Raw genomic sequence first — 18,242 nt, forward strand, 5'->3', positions numbered from 1 at the left:
ATGCTTCAGGCGGCTTCTGCGTCGGCTTCACTCTGCATCCGAATCACTGACCAGAGTCAGCTTACGGGCAGGGTGAGCGCTGTTCGAACCGGCTGATGGCCGGTGAGTTTTTTCCCTGCCACCCTGAAGCCGCCGGAACGATTGACGGTATACTTTTTTATTTTTCATTCCGCTGTGCGACATCCTCATCGATGTGTGGTCTAAGAAGCTGTTCCTTTATAAACAGCGGCTTTCCGGAGTTATCTGTCAACCAGACAGAAGCTGGCCGTAGACCGCCAGTGAAAAATTTTTGGTTTGTGATTGAGTAGGGGTTCACATGCAGGGCACCAGAATTCGTCTATTAATTGGTGGAATATTACTGGCCGTAGCCAGTAGCACTGTACAGGCTGAAACACTCCAACCCGATCCTGCCTGGCAGCAGGGAAAACTGGAGAACGGTTTTAGCTGGCAGTTGCTCACCACCCCTCAGCGGCCAAGCGACCGCATTGAGATCCGCCTGATGGTCAATACCGGCGCGCTGGTTGAAAGCGCCCAGCAGGCAGGCTACAGCCACCTGATACCTCGTCTGGCGCTGGTACATAATGCCGCGCTTGACCCGGCACAGCAGCGGTCACTGTGGCAGCAAAGCATTGATCCGCAACATCCGCAGCCGCCCGCCATCACCTCATACGACTACACGCTGTATAACCTCAGCCTGCCCAACAACCGCCCGGAACTGCTGAAAGAAGCCCTCAACTGGTTGGCAGCCACCGCAGGCAAAATGACCATTAATGAGCAGGTTATCAACACTGCGATCAACGCTGCCGATCCGATTGCTACCTGGCCTGGCAACCCGCAGGATGTCTGGTGGCGTTACCGCCTGAAAGGCTCTGCGATGCTGGCGCATGACCCGGGGGCACCGGTCAAAGTGCCGGTGGATCTGACGCAGCTTTACGCATTCTACAAGCAGTGGTACACCCCTGACGCGATGACGCTGTTTGTGGTCGGCAATGTCGACAGCCGCAGCCTGTCCGAGCAGATTAACAAAGTCTTTTCTCCGCTGGAGGGCAAGCGTGACCAGCCTTCCGCACTGCCCACGCTCTCCCCGCTGCCGCAGCAGCCGGTGAATCTGATGAATAATGCCATCAGTCAGGATCGCCTGGCCCTGGTGTGGGATACGCCGTGGCAGCCGATCCGTGAGTCACAGCATCTGCTGCGTTACTGGCAGAGCGACCTGGCGCGTGAAGCCCTGTTCTGGCATGTGCAGAAGGTGCTGAGTGATAAGAAAACTCAGGGCATGCAGGTCGGTTTCGACTGTCGCGTGCTATACCAGCGTGCCCAGTGTGCAATCAATATGGATGCCGACAACGCGGCGCTGAACAGCAACCTGGACATGATTGCCAGAGAGATGGTCAACGTGCGCGATAAGGGGCTGTCGCAGCAGGAGTTTGATGCGCTGATGGCGCAGAAAACCAGCGAACTGAACAAGCTGTTTGCCACCTATGCGCGGACCGATACCGATGTGCTGATGAGCCAGCGTCTGCGTTCGCAGCAGAATGCGGTGGTGGACATTGCCCCGGAGCAGTATCAGAAACTGCGGCAGGCGTTTTTGTCAGGAATGACGCTGGATATACTCAACCAGGAACTTCGCCAGCAGTTAACTCAGGATATGACGATGGTGCTGATGCAACCGCAGGGTGAACCGGAAACGAAAGTGAAAATGCTGCTGGAGAACTGGCAGAAGATCATGACGCCGGTCGCCCCTGCAACAGCGCCTGCTGATGCTGCACCCACCGACGGCAGTCCGCCAGCACAGTAGGGGCGGCCTGTTTTTCGGTCAGTCTGTGATAACAGTATGACAGGCAGTGGCGGACCTTCGTTTTTGGTCCGCCCGTCGTCAACCTGGCTTCACCACTGACGCGCGCGTAGCCATTCGTTAACCAGCATGGGCCAGCTGGCTAAGGGCAGATCGGCCACGTTGCGAATGCCAAAGCCGTGACCGCCTTTCTCGTAGAAATGCAGCTCACAGGGTACCCCGTTTTCCCGCAGGGCGCTGAACATCACCATGCTGTTATTGACAGGAACGGACGCGTCGTCCACGGCGTGGATCAGCAGGGTTTGCGGTGTTTTCCCGCTGACGCGTGTCTCCATTGACCAGGCATCAATCTCCTTCTGATCCGGGTGCTCACCCAGCAGTTGCAAACGCGACCCGGCATGAGCCAGTCCGTCACGCATGCTGATCACCGGATAGATCAGCACCTGAGCATCAGGACGCGGCGAGAGGGCATCGGCAGCATCCTGCACCGGATAGAGCTTCTCACCGAAGCGATTGCCCAGGCTGGCGGCCACATGGCCCCCGGCAGAGAAGCCCATCATCACGATGCGTTCACCGTTACGGCCCCGCTGGGCACGTTCCCGCAGTACCCTGACCGCCCGCTGTGCATCGGCCAGCGGCGCATCGGCACCTTCATGATGGCCGTCGGCGGGCAGGCGATAGGTCATCACCGCCAGCGTATAGCCCATGGAGGTAAAGAACATCGCCAGCGCGCTGCCCTCTTTGTCGATCATGATACGCTGATAACCGCCGCCGGGAGCCACCAGCAACGTCACCCCATTGGAATGTTCCGGGTACCAGACAGCCAGTTCCGGACAGCGCACGCCGCTGGCGGCCCGATCAAAGGGTTCAAATGGTTTGGCTAAATCAATAATCTGCGGCTGCGCCCGGGAGTCGCTGGCACCCGGCGCATCACCGTGAGGCCAGAGATTAAATATTTCAGCATTCATGGGCGCTCCTGAATTATTGTTATGGTGTTGAATAAAATTATAGAAGCCGCAGAAAAAAGGAAGCGGGATATTTGTCACGGCGTATTGCAGAGAAACAGTGCCGTTTTCCTCCCCCGGCGTCTACTATTTCGCACCGCTGGCAGCCAGTTTCGGAATATACTCAAATTTAACGGTTAACCGGGTGGAAGACGCGCCCTGTCTGCCTTTGTGAATAATTACATTAGCAATATTAAAACATTTCCCTAAACACAAACGAATTACACAATCGCTGTTTTTATTCAGGAATAATCATTTTATTGAAAGGGGATCTTGCAGGAAATAATTTGATGCAAGATTTTTGATTAATGCTGTCGGCGTATTATTCCGCCCGGGCTATGCTGTTTGATGAAACCGGAACGGGGAGCCCCGATGAGATTCAGTTTACGTTCTGTCATCGTCTTACTGCTGGGAGTGGCGTTCTGCCTGCCAGTGTCGGCACAGCAATATGCCTTTTTGAACGCGGATGCGCTGGCGTTGAATAAAACCCGCCTGCAACAGCATCAGGCACCGGCGCAGACGCAGCAGGCATGGCAGGCGCTGCAGCGCGAGGCTGACAAGGCGCTGAAGGCACCGCTCATGAGTGTGACCGATAAAGGACTTATGCCGCCAGGCGGCTCAAAGCATGATTACCTCAGCCTCAGCGCTTACTGGTGGCCGGACGCTGCTGCTCCCGGCGGCCTGCCATGGGTGCGGCGTGACGGTCAGATCAATCCGGCCAGCAAAAACAATGACAGCGACGGCGTACGGCTGGCAGCCTTTAGCGCACGGGTGCAGACCCTGACGCTGGCCTGGTATTTTTCCGGTGACGATCGTTACGCCAGCCGGGCGATAGCGCTGATCCGCCGCTGGTTTACTGACCCCGCCACCCGCATGAACCCCAACCTGAACTATGCCCAGGGCGTGCCGGGCAGGGCGGACGGGCGGCGCTCTGGCGTGCTTGACGGGCGCTATCTGGCGACACGCATCGTCGATTCCCTGCTGATACTGCGCAATGCACCGGGCTGGCGGCAGGAGGATGAGCAACAGATGCAGCAGTGGATGAGTGATTATCTGCACTGGCTGCAGACCAGCAGGCTGGGAAAAAGTGAAGCGCGGGCGGAGAATAATCACGGCAGCTGGTACAACGCGCAGGTAGCGGGTATCGCCTGGTATCTGGGGCGTCCTGAGGTCATTAGCCTTATGCTGGAGCAGGCCCAAAAGCGCATGAATGACCAGTTTGCCGTCGACGGCAGCCAGCCGAAAGAACTGGCCCGCACCCGCTCCTTCCACTACAGCTGGTTTAATTTGCAGGCCCTGACCGCGCTGGCGACCGTCGCCCGACACAGCGGTGCCGGCGATTTATGGCATTACCGCACGCCGCAGCAGGCCAGCCTGCTCACTGCGCTGGATTTTATGGCCCCGTACAGCGACAGTGGGAAAACCTGGCCCTATCCCAGCCTCGATCACCTCGGCGTGAGGCTGATCCCGCTGCTCTCGCAGGCCGATAACCAGCGCAATAGCGATCGCTATCAGGCGACGATCCGTAAGGTCCGATGGGATCGGCCTGCCGATCCAAAAGCCCGTGGGGCGACGGCCGATGCACTGCGCGATACCTGGCTGCTCGCCGTGCCCCGCTTCAGCGTCAGTCCGGCATCGCCGCCAGAGGAATAATCGCGCCGCGATGCTGGATCACCGTACTGGCGGTCAGGTGCCCGCGCCGTGCGGCATCCGCAGGGCTGCCGCCAGTCAGACGCACGGCCAGATAGCCCGCGCTGAACGAATCCCCGGCGGCGGTGGTATCCACCACGGCTGACGGTGGCAGGCGAACGGCGGGGATCTCCAGCAGTGCATCCTGGCCGCTGGCCACCAGGCAGGCGTCGGCCCCGCGTTTGATCACTATTTCACTGGCTCCCGCCTGCTGCGTGCGGGCGATCACCTCTGCCACCGGCGCGTCCCCCCACAGCAGGATCTCATCATCCAGCGTCAAAAAGGCGATATCTGTCAGGGTGAGCATCGCCTGGTAGGCCGTACGGGCTTCCTCCTGGCTCTGCCACAGGCGCGGGCGGTAATTATTATCGAAGATAATTTTTCCGCCGTTGGCGCGACAGGCGGCGAGCAGCGCATACAGCTTTTCGCGCGCCGGGGCAGAGAGGATGGCAAGGCTGATGCCGCTCAGATAGAGATAGTCGTAGTGGGCCAGCTGACGGCAGATCGCTTCGGCGCGTTCACCCTCCAGCCAGTAGCGTGCGGCGGCGTCGTTGCGCCAGTAGTAAAAAGTACGCTCACCCTGCGGATCGGTTTCGATCACATACAGTCCCGGCAGCTTATCCTCCATCCGCTGGATCAGGTCGGTGTGCAGCCCTTCGCTCTGCCAGGCCGCGACCATCTCGCGGCTGAAGCTGTCGCTGCCCAGCGCGGTCACATAATCCACCCGCAGCGCCTGCTCCGGGACCTGGCGTGCGACATAGACGGCCGTGTTCAGGGTGTCTCCGCCAAATCCCCGGCTCATCTCGCGGCCCTGCTGGGAGAGTTCAATCATACATTCGCCGATCACGGCCAGTTTCTGTTGCGTCATGGTCATTCGCTCAATAAGAAATCTGCCTCTAGTCTCGCCCTGCAGAAGACAACAGTCAACGATTTAAAACGACGTTTTAAATTTATTGTGAAGAGAGTTTATTCTCGGCCAACTGCTGATAAAACGCCCTAAGTTGTGCCTGTTTTAACGATTGAATTCACGCACTTTTGTTACCATGGGTGACATTTACGTGGTGGCGGTATGGCTAACGTTCTCAGAGACGATGCCAATACTTGCAGCACGGGATGCCATATGAAGGCGGTCTCACAAAAAAAGGGTCACAATAATGGTGCTGAATAGCCTCAGTCACCGGTTACCGAACGCAATTGTCGAACAAGAGCAGCTTAAAGAACCTGCCTGGTGGCAGCAGTGCCAGCGTTCCTATAACTTTCAGCCCATTTACCGGGTTAACGGTAGCCTGATGGCAATTGAGTTGCTCACGGCGGTTTTCCACCCGACCGCCCCAGGCAAAAGAGTATCGCCGGAGCTTTATTTTGCAACGCTTGAGATCCCTCAACGCCTGCATATTGTGGCCGAGCAGCTTACGCTGTTGGCCAGATGGGAAAGGAAATTTGTCAGTACCAATATGGTGGCGTCGGTCAATATCGACGGGCCAACGCTGCTGGCTATCCAGCACGACAGTACCGTTCGTCAGCTGATTGCGCGCTGCCCCTGGGTGCGTTTTGAGCTGGTTGAGCACCATGTATTACCGCAGGAAGTGATCATTGCACAGATGCCTGAACTGGGCCCCCTGTGGCTGGACGATTTTGGCTCCGGCATGGCAAACTTCTCCGCGCTGACCGAACTGAAATATGACTACATCAAACTCGCTCGTGAGCTGTTTATCCTGCTGCGTGAAAGTGAAGAGGGTCGCAACCTGTTTGGCATGTTACTGGCGCTGATCAATCGCTACTGCAAAGGCGTGATTGTGGAAGGGGTGGAAACTGAAGAGGAGTGGGAGCAGGTTCGCAATTCTCCCGCCTGTGCCGCTCAGGGCTATTATTTCGCCCGCCCGATGCCGTTTGAACAGCTGGAAACCCTGCCGCTGATCTTCGTCTGATGCCATGTGCTGCCGTCTCGACTATCTTTAGCAGAGACGGATAGCCATCAAGGAGACGACGAATGTCGCGTAAGGGGAAAGTCATTAGCTGGATTGCGGGGATATTAGTCGTACTGGTAGGGGGGGCGATCCTGTTTATGGCCACCTTTGACTGGAATCGCCTGAAGCCCACCATTAATCAGAAAGTCTCAGCGGAAATTAACCGCCCTTTTGCCATACGTGGCGATCTGGGCGTGTCCTGGGAACGTCATCGTGACGAACCTGGCTGGCGGCGCTGGGTGCCCTGGCCACATGTTCATGCTCAGGATATTATGCTGGGCAATCCGCCTGAAATCCCCGATGTCACGATGCTGCATCTGGCGCGTATTGACGCCACACTCTCACCGCTGGCCCTGCTGGGTAAGCAGGTCTACCTGCCGTGGATCAAGCTGCAACAGCCGGTGGCGAAGCTGGTGCAGACTGCCGACCACAAGAATAACTGGACGTTTACCCTCGCTGACAGCGGGGAGCCGGGTGAGCGTGAGACGCCATCCACCTGGTCTTTCCGGCTGGATAACGTTGTTTTTGACCAGGGGCACATCAGCTACCGCGATGCGGTGAATAAGGCCGATGTTCAGGTGGCCGTTGACCCACTGGGCAAACCGGTGGCCTATGCCCAGCTGGCCGGAGGGGAGGACGGACAAAAAGGAGCGGCTGACTTTGTCTTCGGCTGGCGAGCCAGCGGCACCTATAACAACGAAAAGCTCAGCGGAGAGGGCAAGACGGGTGGCATGCTGTCGCTGCGCAGTGAGAATACCCCGTTCCCGGTGCAGGCCGATGTGCGCAGCGGCACCACCCGCGTGCGGTTGGCGGGTACCGTGCAGGACCCGATGAATCCCGGCGGGGTAGATCTCCGCCTGCGTTTCTCCGGTGATACGCTGGCCAACCTCTACGGCCTGACCGGCGTCCTGCTGCCGGACACCCCACCCTATGAAACCGACGGTCATCTGACCGCGAGCTTCCGGCAGAAGGGCGGTGCGGTGTTCCGCTATAAAAACTTTAACGGTCATATCGGTGACAGTGATATCCACGGCACCCTGACCTACCGGCAGGGCAAACCCCGGCCTACGCTGGAAGGGGCGCTGGAGTCCCGCCAGTTACGTATGGCCGATCTCGGGCCGCTGATCGGTGTTGATTCAGGCAAAGGCAGTGAAAAGACCGCCAAAGCGAAGGCCGGGCGCGGTGAGGCGTCCAGCCAGCCAGCGGATCGTGTGCTCCCGCATGACACTTTTGATACCAAAAGCTGGGATGTGATGGATGCGGATGTGACGTTCAAAGGCCGTCGTATTGAACACAGCAGCTCCCTGCCGATTAGCGACCTTTCCACTCATCTGATCATGAAAAACGGCACGCTGCGTCTCGATCCGCTCAGCTTTGGCATGGCGGGAGGCAGCCTGAACGCCAGCGTTCGCCTGGAGGGCAAGACAACCCCCATGCAGGGGCGTATTGACCTTCATGCCCGCAAGCTCAAACTGCGCCAGCTGTTCCCGGGCGTTGAGGCGATGCAGAGCGCGCTGGGCCAGCTGAACGGTGATGCCACCCTGAGCGGGCGCGGGAATTCGGTGGCTGACCTGCTGGCGACCAGCAATGGCGATCTGAAACTGCTGATGAATAATGGGCTGATCAGCCGCAGTCTGATGGAAATCGTCGGCCTGAACGTCGGTAACTACGTGGTGGGTAAGCTGTTTGGCGATGATGAGGTGAGGATCAACTGTGCGGCGGCGAACCTGGATGTGAAAAGCGGGCTGGCGACCTCGCGGCTGTTTGTGTTTGACACAGAAAACGCAATTATCAATATCACCGGCACGGCCAACTTTGCTAACGAGCGTCTGGATCTGTCGATCAACCCTGACAGTAAGGGCATCAGGATTGTCACCCTGCGTTCACCGCTGTACGTACGGGGTACCTTTAAGAGCCCGGACGCCGGGGTCAAAGCGGGTCCGCTGATCGCACGCGGTGCAGCAGCGGTCGCGCTGGGCGCCGTCGTCGGGCCAGCAGCGGCGCTGCTGGCGCTGGTCTCGCCGAGTGATAACGACGACAATCAGTGTACGCGCGTGTTGCAGCAGATGAAAAACGGGAAATAGCGCGGGGGACGATCCGTTACGCCTGCAGGGCCGACCTTTTTTGGGTCGGCCCGCAGCGGCTCAGTTAAACAGCGATTCGTCGCGTGTCTCTTTGCACAGGATCAGCGCAATCAGCGTCAGACAGGCCATCGAGGCCAGATAAACGCCTACGTAGAACAGGCCGTAGTTATGGGCCAGCCAGGTAGCGATGTAGGGCGCAACGGAGGCCCCCAGAATCGACGACAGATTGTAGGAGAACGACGCGCCGGTATAACGGACTTCGGTCGGGAACAGCTCTGGCAGTAACGCACCCATCGGGCCGAATGTCAGCCCCATCACGCTCAGGCCACAGATCAGGAAGGCCATAATCAGCATCGGGTCACCAGAGCCCAGCATCGACGGGAATACCATCGCAAAACCGATAATCATCAGGGTGATGACGATCATCGTCTTACGACGCCCGAAGCGGTCAGCCAGCAGCCCGGCAATTGGTACCATGATACCAAAACCAATCACCGCCACCATCAGCATCCACAGGAAGGTATTGCGGGGAATGCCCAGCCCGTTCGGCGCCGGCGTGGTGCCGTAGGTCATGGAATAGACGGTCATAATGTAGAACAGCGTATAGGTGGCCAGCATAATGAACGTACCGATAATGGTGGTACCCAGATGCTTCGTCAGCAGAGTGCCAATCGGCACTTTGACCTGTTTTTTCTCTTTCTGTACCTTAGCGAACACGGGTGACTCGTGCAGGGATACGCGGACATACAGCCCGATCAGCACCAGCACGGCAGACAGGATAAAGGGAACGCGCCAGCCCCAGCTCATAAACTGCTCGTCGGTCAGCAGCCAGGAGAGCAGCAGGAAGGTACCGTTAGCAAAGAAGAAACCGATGGGCGCACCCAGCTGCGGGAACGAACCGTACAGCGCCCGCTTTTTCGCCGGGGCGTTTTCCGTTGCCAGCAGGGCCGCACCGCCCCATTCGCCGCCGAGGCCCAGCCCCTGACCAAAGCGCGCCAGCGCCAGCAGCAGCGGCGCAAAGACGCCAATGGTGTCGTAGCCCGGCAGCAGGCCGATAGCCACGGTCGAAATTCCCATGGTCAGCAGAGAAGCCACCAGCGTGACTTTACGCCCGGCGCGGTCGCCGAAGTGACCAAACAGGGCAGACCCGATCGGCCGCGCGATAAAGGCGATGGCGAAGGTGGCCAGCGACTGCAGGGTGGCGACGGTCGGATCGCCCTGCGGGAAGAAGATATGCGGAAAGACGATCACGGCCGCCGTCGCGTAAATATAGAAATCGAAAAATTCGATAGCGGTTCCGACCAGCGAGGCGATCACCACTTTGCCGCGTGAGTTTACGGGCGTGGCGTCCGGATCGGTGTCGGTGGATGGCGCGATGGAAGCTTGCATAAATGTTTCTTATTTCTTATGTGATTGTAAACGGTGTAACAAGAATCTTACGCACAGCCAAAGCCGCATTCAATGGTGAAAAAGCGCCGGGGAGGGGCATTCAGCGACCGAAAAGAGGATAATTTTCGATACGCGATATTTGCGGGCAGATGGCAGGGTGAAATCGACGAACCGTGGCGTGAATCACTACAAAACCGCATAATTACAGTGTTCTGTCAGCGATAAATACTGTTTGTTGGCTAAATAAGCGCCAGGATTCGCAATTTTCAACTGCTTCTGGCTTATTTATGACAACTTATGCTTAAAAAGTATCGCCAGGTTGTTGATAAAAGGTTTAGGAAGGAAACTATCAGCATGGTTTACAACGTCTCCCTCCCGGCATAAAATTCCCGCACTTTCACTTCAGGAGCACACAATTGGACAGTCACCCTGTAACTCACACGTTATAAAGGCAGACCCACTCCGTTGTGAGCCTGCCGAAAACCGGCGGGCTATGTTTCACCTCCTTAATCCGAGCTGTTTCATCCCCCCTTTATTTGCACTCTTCCTGCGTCGCTTGTCTCTGCGCCTGGCTTCCCGTGCATAAAATATTTTTTGCCATAAGGAACACCCGATGAAAGAACCTCCGTCCCGAGAGAGGCTGCGGTGTGACCACAGGGGGATAAACCTGAACTGATCCCTGCCTGCTGTCGTCCTGTCCGCCTGCCTCCCACTGAATAACCGAAAAATATCCTCGTCTGCAGGCGTGCTGTGCCTGCGCGTAAAACACCTTTATTCAAGGAGCTGGCATGATGAAAATGCACCAGACCCACCTGAAAATGGCACGTGACCTGGCTATCGCCAGCGCGGCCACCCAGAGCCAGGATCACACCCTCGCTCATCTGAATACTCAACGTAAGGGGCTGACCCGTGAAGAGGCGGCCGCACGCCTGGAACAATACGGCCCGAATCAGGTCGCCAGTGATCGTGCACCGGCCGCGTTAATTCAACTGTTCCAGGCTTTCAACAACCCGTTTATCTGGATCCTGATGGTGCTGGCAGCCATCAGCGTGTTTACCGACTATGTGATGCCGCTACGGCGCGGCGAAGAGACCGACCTGACCGGGGCTACCATTATGCTGGTGATGATTAGCCTCAGCGGTCTGTTGCGTTTCTGGCAGGAGTACCGCACCAATAAGGCGACGGAAGCGCTGAAGTCGCTGGTCAGCACCACGGCAACGGTAATGCGCCGCAGTCATACAGACAGTGAGGCGGTCAGCAGGGAGGTGCCGCTGCAGGATGTCGTGCCGGGGGATATCGTGCAGCTGTCGGCAGGGGATATGATCCCCGCCGACGTGCGGCTGCTCTCCTCACGCGATCTGTTCGTCAGCCAGGCCGCGCTGAGTGGAGAAGCCCTGCCCGTGGAGAAGTATGACAGCCACAGCCCGCTGCATCGCAACCCTGCTGCCGTTGATGATCAGGACCTGCTAAGTCAGCCGGGTATCTGCCTGATGGGCACCAGCGTGGCCAGCGGCAGCGCCACGGCCGTGGTGGTCGCCACCGGCGGCCAGACCTGCTTCGGGTCACTGGCAAAATCATTAGTCGGTGAGCGCCCACAAACCTCCTTTGACCGTGGCGTCAACAGTGTGAGCTGGCTGCTCATTCGTTTTATGCTGGTGATGGTACCGGTAGTGCTGCTGATTAATGGCTACACCAAAGGTGACTGGAGCGATGCACTGCTGTTTGCGCTGGCGGTGGCCGTCGGCCTGACGCCAGAAATGCTGCCAATGATTGTCAGTTCCAACCTGGCGAAAGGGGCGATTGCCCTGTCGAAACGCAAAGTGGTGGTTAAACGCCTGAATGCTATCCAGAATCTGGGTGCAATGGATGTCCTGTGCAGCGATAAAACCGGCACGTTAACGCAGGACAAAATCCTGCTTGCCGGGCATCTCAACCTGCAGGGCCACAGTGATGACCGCGTTCTGCAGCTTGCCTGGCTGAACAGTCGCCATCAGACCGGGGTCAGAAACCTGATGGATCGCGCCGTTTTAGGTTACTGCCAGGGGAATGCGGCGGTCAGCGGACTGTGGCGCTACCGCAAGCTTGATGAACTGCCCTTTGATTTTGAGCGCCGTCGCCTGTCAGTGCTGGTGGCCGATGAAGGCCGGCAAACCCTGATCTGTAAAGGGGCGGTCGAGGAGATGCTGGCGGTTTCTGCCTACCGGATGGAGGGGGGAGAAGTCCGTCCGCTTGATGAGGCCGGTCGCGCTGAATTACGCCAGCTGACCGGGCGCTATAACCAGCAGGGCTTCCGTGTGCTGATGGTGGCAATGCGTCAGGTGAGTGAGCACACGCTTACTTCTCAGCTCAGTGCAGCCGACGAACGTGAACTGGTCATTACTGGCCTGCTGACGTTCCTCGACCCACCGAAAGAGAGCGCGGCTGCCGCCATTGCCGCGCTGCATGAACAGGGCGTGACGGTGAAGATCCTGACCGGCGATAACGCCATTGTCACCGCTAAGATTTGTCGTGATGTGGGGCTGGAGGCGGGTGAGCCGCTGTGCGGCAGTGAGATCGCGCGTATGGACGACGCTGAACTGGCACTGAGGGTGGAAGAGAGAACGCTGTTCTGCCGCCTCAGCCCGCAGCAGAAAACCCGCGTGCTGCAGATGTTGCAACACAATGGTCACACCGTCGGTTTCCTTGGCGATGGCATTAATGATGCGCCGGCGCTGCGCGCGGCGGATGTCGGTATTTCCGTCGACAGCGCGACCGACATCGCCAAAGAGTCAGCGGATATCATTCTGCTGGAAAAAAGCCTGCTGGTGCTGGAGCAGGGCGTGATAAAAGGACGCGAGACGTTTGGCAACATCATCAAGTACCTGAACATGACTGCCAGCTCCAACTTTGGCAACGTATTTTCCGTACTGGTGGCCAGCGCCTTCATTCCGTTTCTGCCGATGATGGCGATCCATCTGCTGTTGCAGAACCTGATGTATGACCTGTCCCAGCTGGCGCTGCCGTGGGATAAAATGGACAAAGAGTTTCTGCGCAAGCCGCGCAAGTGGGACGCCAAAAACATTGGCCGCTTTATGCTGTGGATGGGGCCGACGTCGTCGATTTTTGATATCACTACCTTCTGGCTGATGTGGCATGTCTTTGCGGCGAACAGCGTAGAAACGCAGGCGCTGTTCCAGTCTGGCTGGTTTGTTGAAGGGCTGCTGTCACAGACACTGGTGGTGCATATGCTGCGCACGCAGAAAATTCCATTTATTCAGAGCCGTGCCGCCCTGCCGGTGATGCTGATGACCGGGCTGGTGATGGCGCTGGGGATCCTGATCCCGTTTTCACCGCTGGGCCATGCCGTCGGGCTGGTGCCGCTACCGTGGAACTACTTCCCGTGGCTGCTGGCGACGCTGCTGGGCTACTGCCTGGTGACTCAGGGCATGAAACGCCTTTATATGCGCCGTTTTGGCCAGTGGTTCTGAGGGGAGCGTAACGATGAAAAATAATAATGCCGTGACCGCTATTATCCTGTTCTTTATTGGATTGCTGATTTTTTCCAGCAGTATTGCGATGATATTTAGCGGGTAACCTGGTGGGCTGACCGAAAAAAGTCAGCCCCGGGGCACTTTTCCGGTTGGAGCGGCCTTTTATCGGGCCGACCCCGGCCATTATCAGGGCCGGATAAACCGCACATAGATAAAACGAATGACGTAGAACTCAATCACCCCCAGCAGTAGAAACCACAGGCAGAACACCAGCGTATATAGCTGGCCGATATCTGCCAGGTGGAACATCTCAACCAGCCTGCGCGCCAGCGCCAGACCGAACGAGGGCGCAGGCAGCAGCAGCGCCGAGAGAAAGCCGAGCAGCAGGGCGCTCATGGGCATCAGGAAAGTCTCAAACGGGTTTTTCATCACGATTCCGTGTTAGTCAGTTGCGGCTATTTTCTGTTAATCCCAGGCCATCTTCAATCATTAACCACCAGAGCGGCGGGCACCTGCTCACGCATCCAGCGAACGAAGCTACGGCGTTTTTCCGAGGGGCTAAGATCCTGACGCCAGAGGAGATTAATCGGGCGACTGGCGGGTTGCCACTGTTGCAGCAATGGCACCAGTCGGCCATCGGCAATATCCTGCGCCAGCAGAATACGCGGCTGCAGTATCAGCCCGGCCCCGGCCAGCGCCGCCTGGCGCAGGGCCTGACCATCATTACAGGTAAAACTGTTGTCAAAGGGCCAGGTGACGTTGCCCCACTGCCAGGCATTATTTTTATTCCACGCCCGGTTGGCCAGACAACGATGCTGTTGCAGATCCTCCGGGGTTTGCGGTGAACCGAACTGCGCCAGATAGTCCGGTGCGGCACACACCACCATCTGATACTCCCCCAGAAACTGGGCGACCAGCGGTTCGCTGTGCTTCAGGCCACCGATGCGGATGGCAAAATCAAACCCTTCCGCAATCAGATCCACAAAGCGGTCGTTCAAATCCAGTTCGATTTTCACCTGCGGATAGCGCAGCTGATAGCGTGTCACCACCGCAGCAATGGCGCTGGCACCCAGATTCAGCGGGGCACTGATGCGCAGCAGACCGGACGGGGTCCGTTTCAAATTTTCCACGCTTTCATCCGCTTCACGCAGCTGGGCCAGCGCCAGCTTGCACTGGCGATAGTAACTTTCACCGGCCTCCGTCAGGTGCTGGCGGCGGGTATTACGCTGCAACAGGCGGGTATTGAGTGCGGTCTCCAGCTGACGGACATGCTTGCCGACCATCACGGCGGTGATGTCCAGCCGTCGCGCGGCTTCGCTAAAGTTGCCGCTCTCCACGGCGCAGATAAAGGCTTCGATACTGCGTAATTTATCCATGATTACAAACCCTGGGTTCGGAGTTCCCGAAAGTATCGCGCATTTATTGATCCACTGCACTACGGCACACTCACCGGACTGAATAACCGACAGGAGAGAACAGATGAAAATTTTAGTGATTGGCGCAACGGGCACCGTGGGTCAGGGCATCGTGCAGGAGCTGGCGCAGGATCACCAGGTGATCCGCGTCGGAAAAAACCACGGGGATTATCAGGTCGATCTGAGTCGTGAGGAGAGTGTCAAAGCGTTGTTTGCTCAGACAGGAAAGGTTGATGCGGTGATCGCGGCCACCGGCGGCGTACACTTTGGCCCGCTGGCAGAGATGACCAGCGAGCAGTTTAACCACGGCCTGCAGGACAAGCTGATGGGACAGGTGCGCTTAGTGCTGATCGGCAAAGCCTTCGTTAATCCGGGCGGCTCATTTACTCTGACCAGCGGTATTCTTGCCCAACAGCCGATCCGCACCGGGGTGAATGCCACGGCGGTGAACGCGGCGCTGGAGGGGTTTGTGCTGGCCGCCGCCGCCGAGCTGAACGGGTTACGCATCAACGCCGTCAGTCCGACGGTATTAACCGAATCGCTGGAGAGCTACGGCCCGTTCTTCCCGGGCTTTGAGAGTGCTCCGGCAGGCCGCGTGGCGCTGGCCTATCGTCGCAGCGTGGAGGGAATTGATACGGGGAAAGTGTTTAAGGTGTGGTAATTCTGCGGGCAAACAGGGGGCGATATTTGGCCAGCAGCCGGCGAAATATCCCCCAGTCCGATCAGGGATGTATATCCCTACTCTTTTTGTAAGACGGTAATTCTTTTAGAGTTTCCGCTCTGTTTTTCACCTCTAAATTAGCCACTGTTAAAAAGTATAGCCGAGGCTATACTCAAATCCCTGATTTTACTGTCTTTTTTTCTGGCGATTAGCGTGCTAGGATGCGTGTCACTTGAACAGGCTTATGATGATTTTTGCCACATAAGCTGATGTTTTAACGACCTGATGCGCCCCTGCTGCTTCAGCCCGGATAAATACAATGAACCTATACGCAACCCTGATTCTGGCTTTTGGTATGTCGATGGACGCCTTTGCGGCGGCGATCGGCAAAGGGGCCAGTCTGCATCGCCCCAGCCTGAAAGAAGCGCTGCGTACCGGCCTGATTTTCGGCGCGATCGAAGCCCTGACCCCGCTGATTGGCTGGGCGATTGGCCTGGCGGCCAGCAAGTACATCATGTCGTGGGATCACTGGGTGGCGTTTGGCCTGCTGTTTATTTTAGGCAGCCGCATGATCATGGAAGGGCTGCGTAAGAAAGAGTGCAACCCGGAAGAAGCCCCGAGCAGCCACGGTTTCTGGCTGCTGGCCTGCACGGCGGTGGCAACCAGCCTGGATGCGCTGGCCGTTGGCGTGGGTCTGGCATTTCTGCAGGTGAACATCGTTACCACCGCGCTGGCGATTGGCGCGTCCACCATGATAATGGCTTCGGCCGGTATCCTGCTGGGCCGTTTCCTGGGCCCGGTGATGGGAAAATGGGCAGAAATATTCGGCGGTGTAGTGCTCATTGGTATTGGCTGTAGTATTTTAGCGGAACATCTGGGCCGGTGAATGCACTCTCCGGCCTGTCAGGGGCGGAGTGGATATGGCGTTATCGATAGTCGACTGGAACAGCCGCAATCAGATTGAATGTTCACACCTCACCGCCAGCCATGCGGCGTTCCCGCTGCACACCCACGAAGAATATGTCATCAGTGCCAACCTCAGCGGCATTGAAACCCTCAGCCTGCACCGGCAAACCCTGTTCGTCCACGCAGGCGACATCACCATTTACAACCCTGAAACGCTGCAGTCTTCGAAGTTTGGTGCCGATCCGGTGGAGTTTTACAGTATTCATCTGCCGCGTCAGGTATTTGCCGATCTTGCCGATCGATCTCCGCCGATCCTGTATGAAGGGGTACTGCGCGATCCCACGCTGTTTGCCGCCATCTGCGGCTATGTGCAGTCAGGTGATGAAGAGCAGGAGCAAAACCTGCTGTGGCTGACCAGCCAGCTATTGCAACACCGGCGCGGCGCGTCCCCTGCGCCTGCCACGCTTCCCGTGGGGCGGGCGCTGGAGTGCATGCGCGATAATCTGACCATAAAGCTGACGCTGGACGAACTGTCTGCCGCTGCCGGACTGAGCAAATATCATTTCGTGCGGCAGTTTCGTCAGCAGACGGGCATTGCCCCGCTGCAATATCATATGCAGCTGCGCCTGCTGGCAGCGCGTAATCTGCTGCGTGACCACCACAGCGCCCTGGATGTGGCGCACCGGCTGGGCTTTTACGACCAGAGCCACTTTATTAACAGCTTTCGCAGAATGATGGGGATCACCCCCCATCACTATCTGCGCAGGCTCAGCCGATAAATTCACGGTAGCCGGAGAGGATCACGTAACCGGCGAAATAGCAGAAAATCACCGCCGACGCGATATACGACCAGCGCAGCATCTTCGCCCCGAGCATGCGTCCGCCAACACTCCCCATCGCACACAGCACCGCCGTCCAGGTCACGCCCGCGAGGAAAAATCCGCTGAGGAACCATCCTGACGCCGCTGTGCCGCTGCTGCTCATCCGCGAAATCAGAGCACCGCCGACCGCGGCAAACCACAGGATCGCCGTGGGCGATGACATGGCGAGGAAAATACCGCGAAAAAAGTTCTGACGAATACTGAGTGCCTGGCCGATGTCCCCGGCGCTAAGGTCCGCCGTCGGGCGCAGGGCGTTCTGCACCATTTTCCATGCAAACCACAGCAGGATGAGCGATCCCCCAATCCACAGCACCCAGCGCACCGCAGTGAACTGCAACAGCACCGCCATCCCCGCCATGGCGAGGATGGCGTAGATCAGATCGCCCACGCAGGTGCCGATCCCCAGCCAGAAGCCGTGAAAATAACCGCGCTGCATCGCCAGGGTGATCATCGCAATATTGGCGATGCCGATATCCAGGCACAGGGAAAGGCTGAGAAGAAAACCATTTGAAAAGGGCATTGGCGTCCGGTCAGTGAGGAAAGTGAAGCCCATTATGCTCAGGGCATGAGCGGAAATATTGGAAAATATTGCGCCTGCGGCAGGGGTAGGGACGCCTCCCGGGCGGCGAGGCCGTTTAGCTCTGGTTTATCTTTTTATCGGCATACTGAGGGTGATTATGTGATCTGGCTCATAAAATATTGCCTGAAAAATGGGCTGCATGTATAATTTTCTAGCAATATTCAATAAAGCGGCATACAGGCCATCATGAAAAAATTCTTTAAATACGTGTTCCGGGTTTATGTCGACACCTTTAAACACGTACCGCCAGGCGCTGTTCTTTAAGCCTGGCTGCACCGAAAACCCTCGATAATGCGTCGGTCAGGGATCGACCGATGGTTATCACCCGTTTCGATTATCCCTTGAGAAAGCTATTGCATAACCGTCGCGTCTGCGCGAATCTGTCCTCTATGCAACCGACT

The 18,242-nt window shown here is 57.5% G+C and carries 15 protein-coding genes; 9 read left to right on the forward strand and 6 right to left on the reverse strand.

The window, feature by feature from the left end; all coding sequences use genetic code 11:
• Window positions 1-316: 316 nt before the first annotated feature.
• Window positions 317-1,798, forward strand: a complete 1,482-nt coding sequence (locus IFU29_RS13765) for a M16 family metallopeptidase (RefSeq protein ID WP_191934420.1) — start codon at window positions 317-319, stop codon at window positions 1,796-1,798.
• A gap of 89 nt (window positions 1,799-1,887) precedes the next feature.
• Here the strand turns inward: IFU29_RS13765 and IFU29_RS13770 are convergent, their stop codons facing one another.
• Window positions 1,888-2,763: an alpha/beta hydrolase gene (locus tag IFU29_RS13770; protein WP_191934421.1), complete on the reverse strand. Its 876-nt coding sequence runs from the start codon at window positions 2,761-2,763 to the stop codon at window positions 1,888-1,890.
• Between the two features lie 408 nt (window positions 2,764-3,171).
• Here IFU29_RS13770 and IFU29_RS13775 point away from each other — a divergent pair, with 408 nt between their 5' ends.
• The gene (locus IFU29_RS13775) at window positions 3,172-4,452 is read left to right on the forward strand and encodes an alginate lyase family protein (RefSeq protein ID WP_191934422.1); all 1,281 of its coding nucleotides are present in this window, start codon (window positions 3,172-3,174) and stop codon (window positions 4,450-4,452) included.
• Here IFU29_RS13775 and IFU29_RS13780 read toward each other — a convergent pair.
• Window positions 4,424-5,356, reverse strand: coding sequence for a sugar kinase (locus IFU29_RS13780; RefSeq protein WP_191934423.1), 933 nt, complete (start codon window positions 5,354-5,356; stop codon window positions 4,424-4,426). The two genes, IFU29_RS13775 and IFU29_RS13780, sit on opposite strands and share 29 nt — an antisense overlap.
• Before the next feature lie 286 nt (window positions 5,357-5,642).
• Between IFU29_RS13780 and pdeH the strand changes: the two genes are divergently transcribed.
• Both pdeH and IFU29_RS13790 read left to right on the forward strand, forming a co-directional pair.
• Complete coding sequence (gene pdeH, locus IFU29_RS13785) at window positions 5,643-6,416, forward strand: cyclic-guanylate-specific phosphodiesterase (protein WP_191934424.1); 774 nt, start codon at window positions 5,643-5,645, stop codon at window positions 6,414-6,416.
• Between the two features lie 62 nt (window positions 6,417-6,478).
• Entirely contained in the window at window positions 6,479-8,539 is a 2,061-nt protein-coding gene (locus IFU29_RS13790; RefSeq protein ID WP_191934425.1) for an AsmA family protein, read from the forward strand.
• 60 nt (window positions 8,540-8,599) lie between these two features.
• Here IFU29_RS13790 and IFU29_RS13795 read toward each other — a convergent pair whose 3' ends face one another.
• Entirely contained in the window at window positions 8,600-9,928 is a 1,329-nt protein-coding gene (locus IFU29_RS13795) for an MFS transporter (RefSeq protein WP_191934426.1), read from the reverse strand.
• Between the two features lie 791 nt (window positions 9,929-10,719).
• Between IFU29_RS13795 and mgtA the strand changes: the two genes are divergently transcribed.
• Window positions 10,720-13,395, forward strand: a complete 2,676-nt coding sequence (mgtA, locus tag IFU29_RS13800; protein ID WP_191934616.1) for a magnesium-translocating P-type ATPase — start codon at window positions 10,720-10,722, stop codon at window positions 13,393-13,395.
• A gap of 189 nt (window positions 13,396-13,584) precedes the next feature.
• On the opposite strand, the gene IFU29_RS13805 is transcribed toward mgtA, so the two are convergent.
• Together IFU29_RS13805 and IFU29_RS13810 are read right to left on the reverse strand one after the other, a co-directional pair.
• On the reverse strand, window positions 13,585-13,827 hold the full coding sequence (locus tag IFU29_RS13805) for a DUF1158 family protein (RefSeq protein ID WP_118665219.1): 243 nt from the start codon (window positions 13,825-13,827) through the stop codon (window positions 13,585-13,587).
• Between the two features lie 53 nt (window positions 13,828-13,880).
• A complete protein-coding gene (locus tag IFU29_RS13810) occupies window positions 13,881-14,774 on the reverse strand; it encodes a LysR family transcriptional regulator (protein ID WP_191934427.1) in 894 nt (297 codons plus the stop codon).
• A 103-nt stretch (window positions 14,775-14,877) separates the two neighbouring features.
• Here IFU29_RS13810 and IFU29_RS13815 point away from each other — a divergent pair, with 103 nt between their 5' ends.
• The 3 genes from IFU29_RS13815 to IFU29_RS13825 all read left to right on the forward strand — a co-directional run bounded on the left by IFU29_RS13815 (window position 14,878) and on the right by IFU29_RS13825 (window position 17,159).
• Window positions 14,878-15,474: a short chain dehydrogenase gene (locus tag IFU29_RS13815; RefSeq protein ID WP_191934428.1), complete on the forward strand. Its 597-nt coding sequence runs from the start codon at window positions 14,878-14,880 to the stop codon at window positions 15,472-15,474.
• A gap of 319 nt (window positions 15,475-15,793) precedes the next feature.
• Window positions 15,794-16,360 carry a manganese efflux pump MntP gene (gene mntP, locus IFU29_RS13820; RefSeq protein ID WP_191934429.1) on the forward strand — a complete coding sequence of 189 codons (567 nt, stop codon included), beginning with the start codon at window positions 15,794-15,796 and terminating at the stop codon, window positions 16,358-16,360.
• Between the two features lie 34 nt (window positions 16,361-16,394).
• Window positions 16,395-17,159 (forward strand): helix-turn-helix transcriptional regulator, encoded by a 765-nt coding sequence (locus IFU29_RS13825; RefSeq protein WP_191934430.1) that lies wholly within the window; start codon window positions 16,395-16,397, stop codon window positions 17,157-17,159.
• Here IFU29_RS13825 and IFU29_RS13830 read toward each other — a convergent pair.
• Window positions 17,149-17,781, reverse strand: coding sequence for a LysE family translocator (locus IFU29_RS13830; protein ID WP_084344169.1), 633 nt, complete (start codon window positions 17,779-17,781; stop codon window positions 17,149-17,151). The two genes, IFU29_RS13825 and IFU29_RS13830, sit on opposite strands and share 11 nt — an antisense overlap.
• 246 nt (window positions 17,782-18,027) lie before the next feature.
• Here IFU29_RS13830 and azuC point away from each other — a divergent pair, with 246 nt between their 5' ends.
• The gene (azuC, locus tag IFU29_RS22835; protein ID WP_118665912.1) at window positions 18,028-18,105 is read left to right on the forward strand and encodes a stress response protein AzuC; all 78 of its coding nucleotides are present in this window, start codon (window positions 18,028-18,030) and stop codon (window positions 18,103-18,105) included.
• The last annotated feature ends 137 nt before the right edge of the window (window positions 18,106-18,242 follow it).

The organism is Erwinia persicina, from assembly GCF_014838825.1.
GTDB classification, from domain to species: Bacteria; Pseudomonadota; Gammaproteobacteria; order Enterobacterales; family Enterobacteriaceae; genus Erwinia; species Erwinia persicina_A.

Coding starts and splice junctions, on each gene's coding strand:
- IFU29_RS13765 (WP_191934420.1), top strand. CDS start 317: ATGCAGGGCACCAGAATTCGTCTATTAATTGGTGGAATATTACTGGCC.
- IFU29_RS13770 (WP_191934421.1), bottom strand. CDS start 2,763: ATGAATGCTGAAATATTTAATCTCTGGCCTCACGGTGATGCGCCGGGT.
- IFU29_RS13775 (WP_191934422.1), top strand. CDS start 3,172: ATGAGATTCAGTTTACGTTCTGTCATCGTCTTACTGCTGGGAGTGGCG.
- IFU29_RS13780 (WP_191934423.1), bottom strand. CDS start 5,356: ATGACGCAACAGAAACTGGCCGTGATCGGCGAATGTATGATTGAACTC.
- pdeH (WP_191934424.1), top strand. CDS start 5,643: ATGGTGCTGAATAGCCTCAGTCACCGGTTACCGAACGCAATTGTCGAA.
- IFU29_RS13790 (WP_191934425.1), top strand. CDS start 6,479: ATGTCGCGTAAGGGGAAAGTCATTAGCTGGATTGCGGGGATATTAGTC.
- IFU29_RS13795 (WP_191934426.1), bottom strand. CDS start 9,928: ATGCAAGCTTCCATCGCGCCATCCACCGACACCGATCCGGACGCCACG.
- mgtA (WP_191934616.1), top strand. CDS start 10,720: ATGAAAATGCACCAGACCCACCTGAAAATGGCACGTGACCTGGCTATC.
- IFU29_RS13805 (WP_118665219.1), bottom strand. CDS start 13,827: ATGAAAAACCCGTTTGAGACTTTCCTGATGCCCATGAGCGCCCTGCTG.
- IFU29_RS13810 (WP_191934427.1), bottom strand. CDS start 14,774: ATGGATAAATTACGCAGTATCGAAGCCTTTATCTGCGCCGTGGAGAGC.
- IFU29_RS13815 (WP_191934428.1), top strand. CDS start 14,878: ATGAAAATTTTAGTGATTGGCGCAACGGGCACCGTGGGTCAGGGCATC.
- mntP (WP_191934429.1), top strand. CDS start 15,794: ATGAACCTATACGCAACCCTGATTCTGGCTTTTGGTATGTCGATGGAC.
- IFU29_RS13825 (WP_191934430.1), top strand. CDS start 16,395: ATGGCGTTATCGATAGTCGACTGGAACAGCCGCAATCAGATTGAATGT.
- IFU29_RS13830 (WP_084344169.1), bottom strand. CDS start 17,781: ATGCCCTTTTCAAATGGTTTTCTTCTCAGCCTTTCCCTGTGCCTGGAT.
- azuC (WP_118665912.1), top strand. CDS start 18,028: ATGAAAAAATTCTTTAAATACGTGTTCCGGGTTTATGTCGACACCTTT.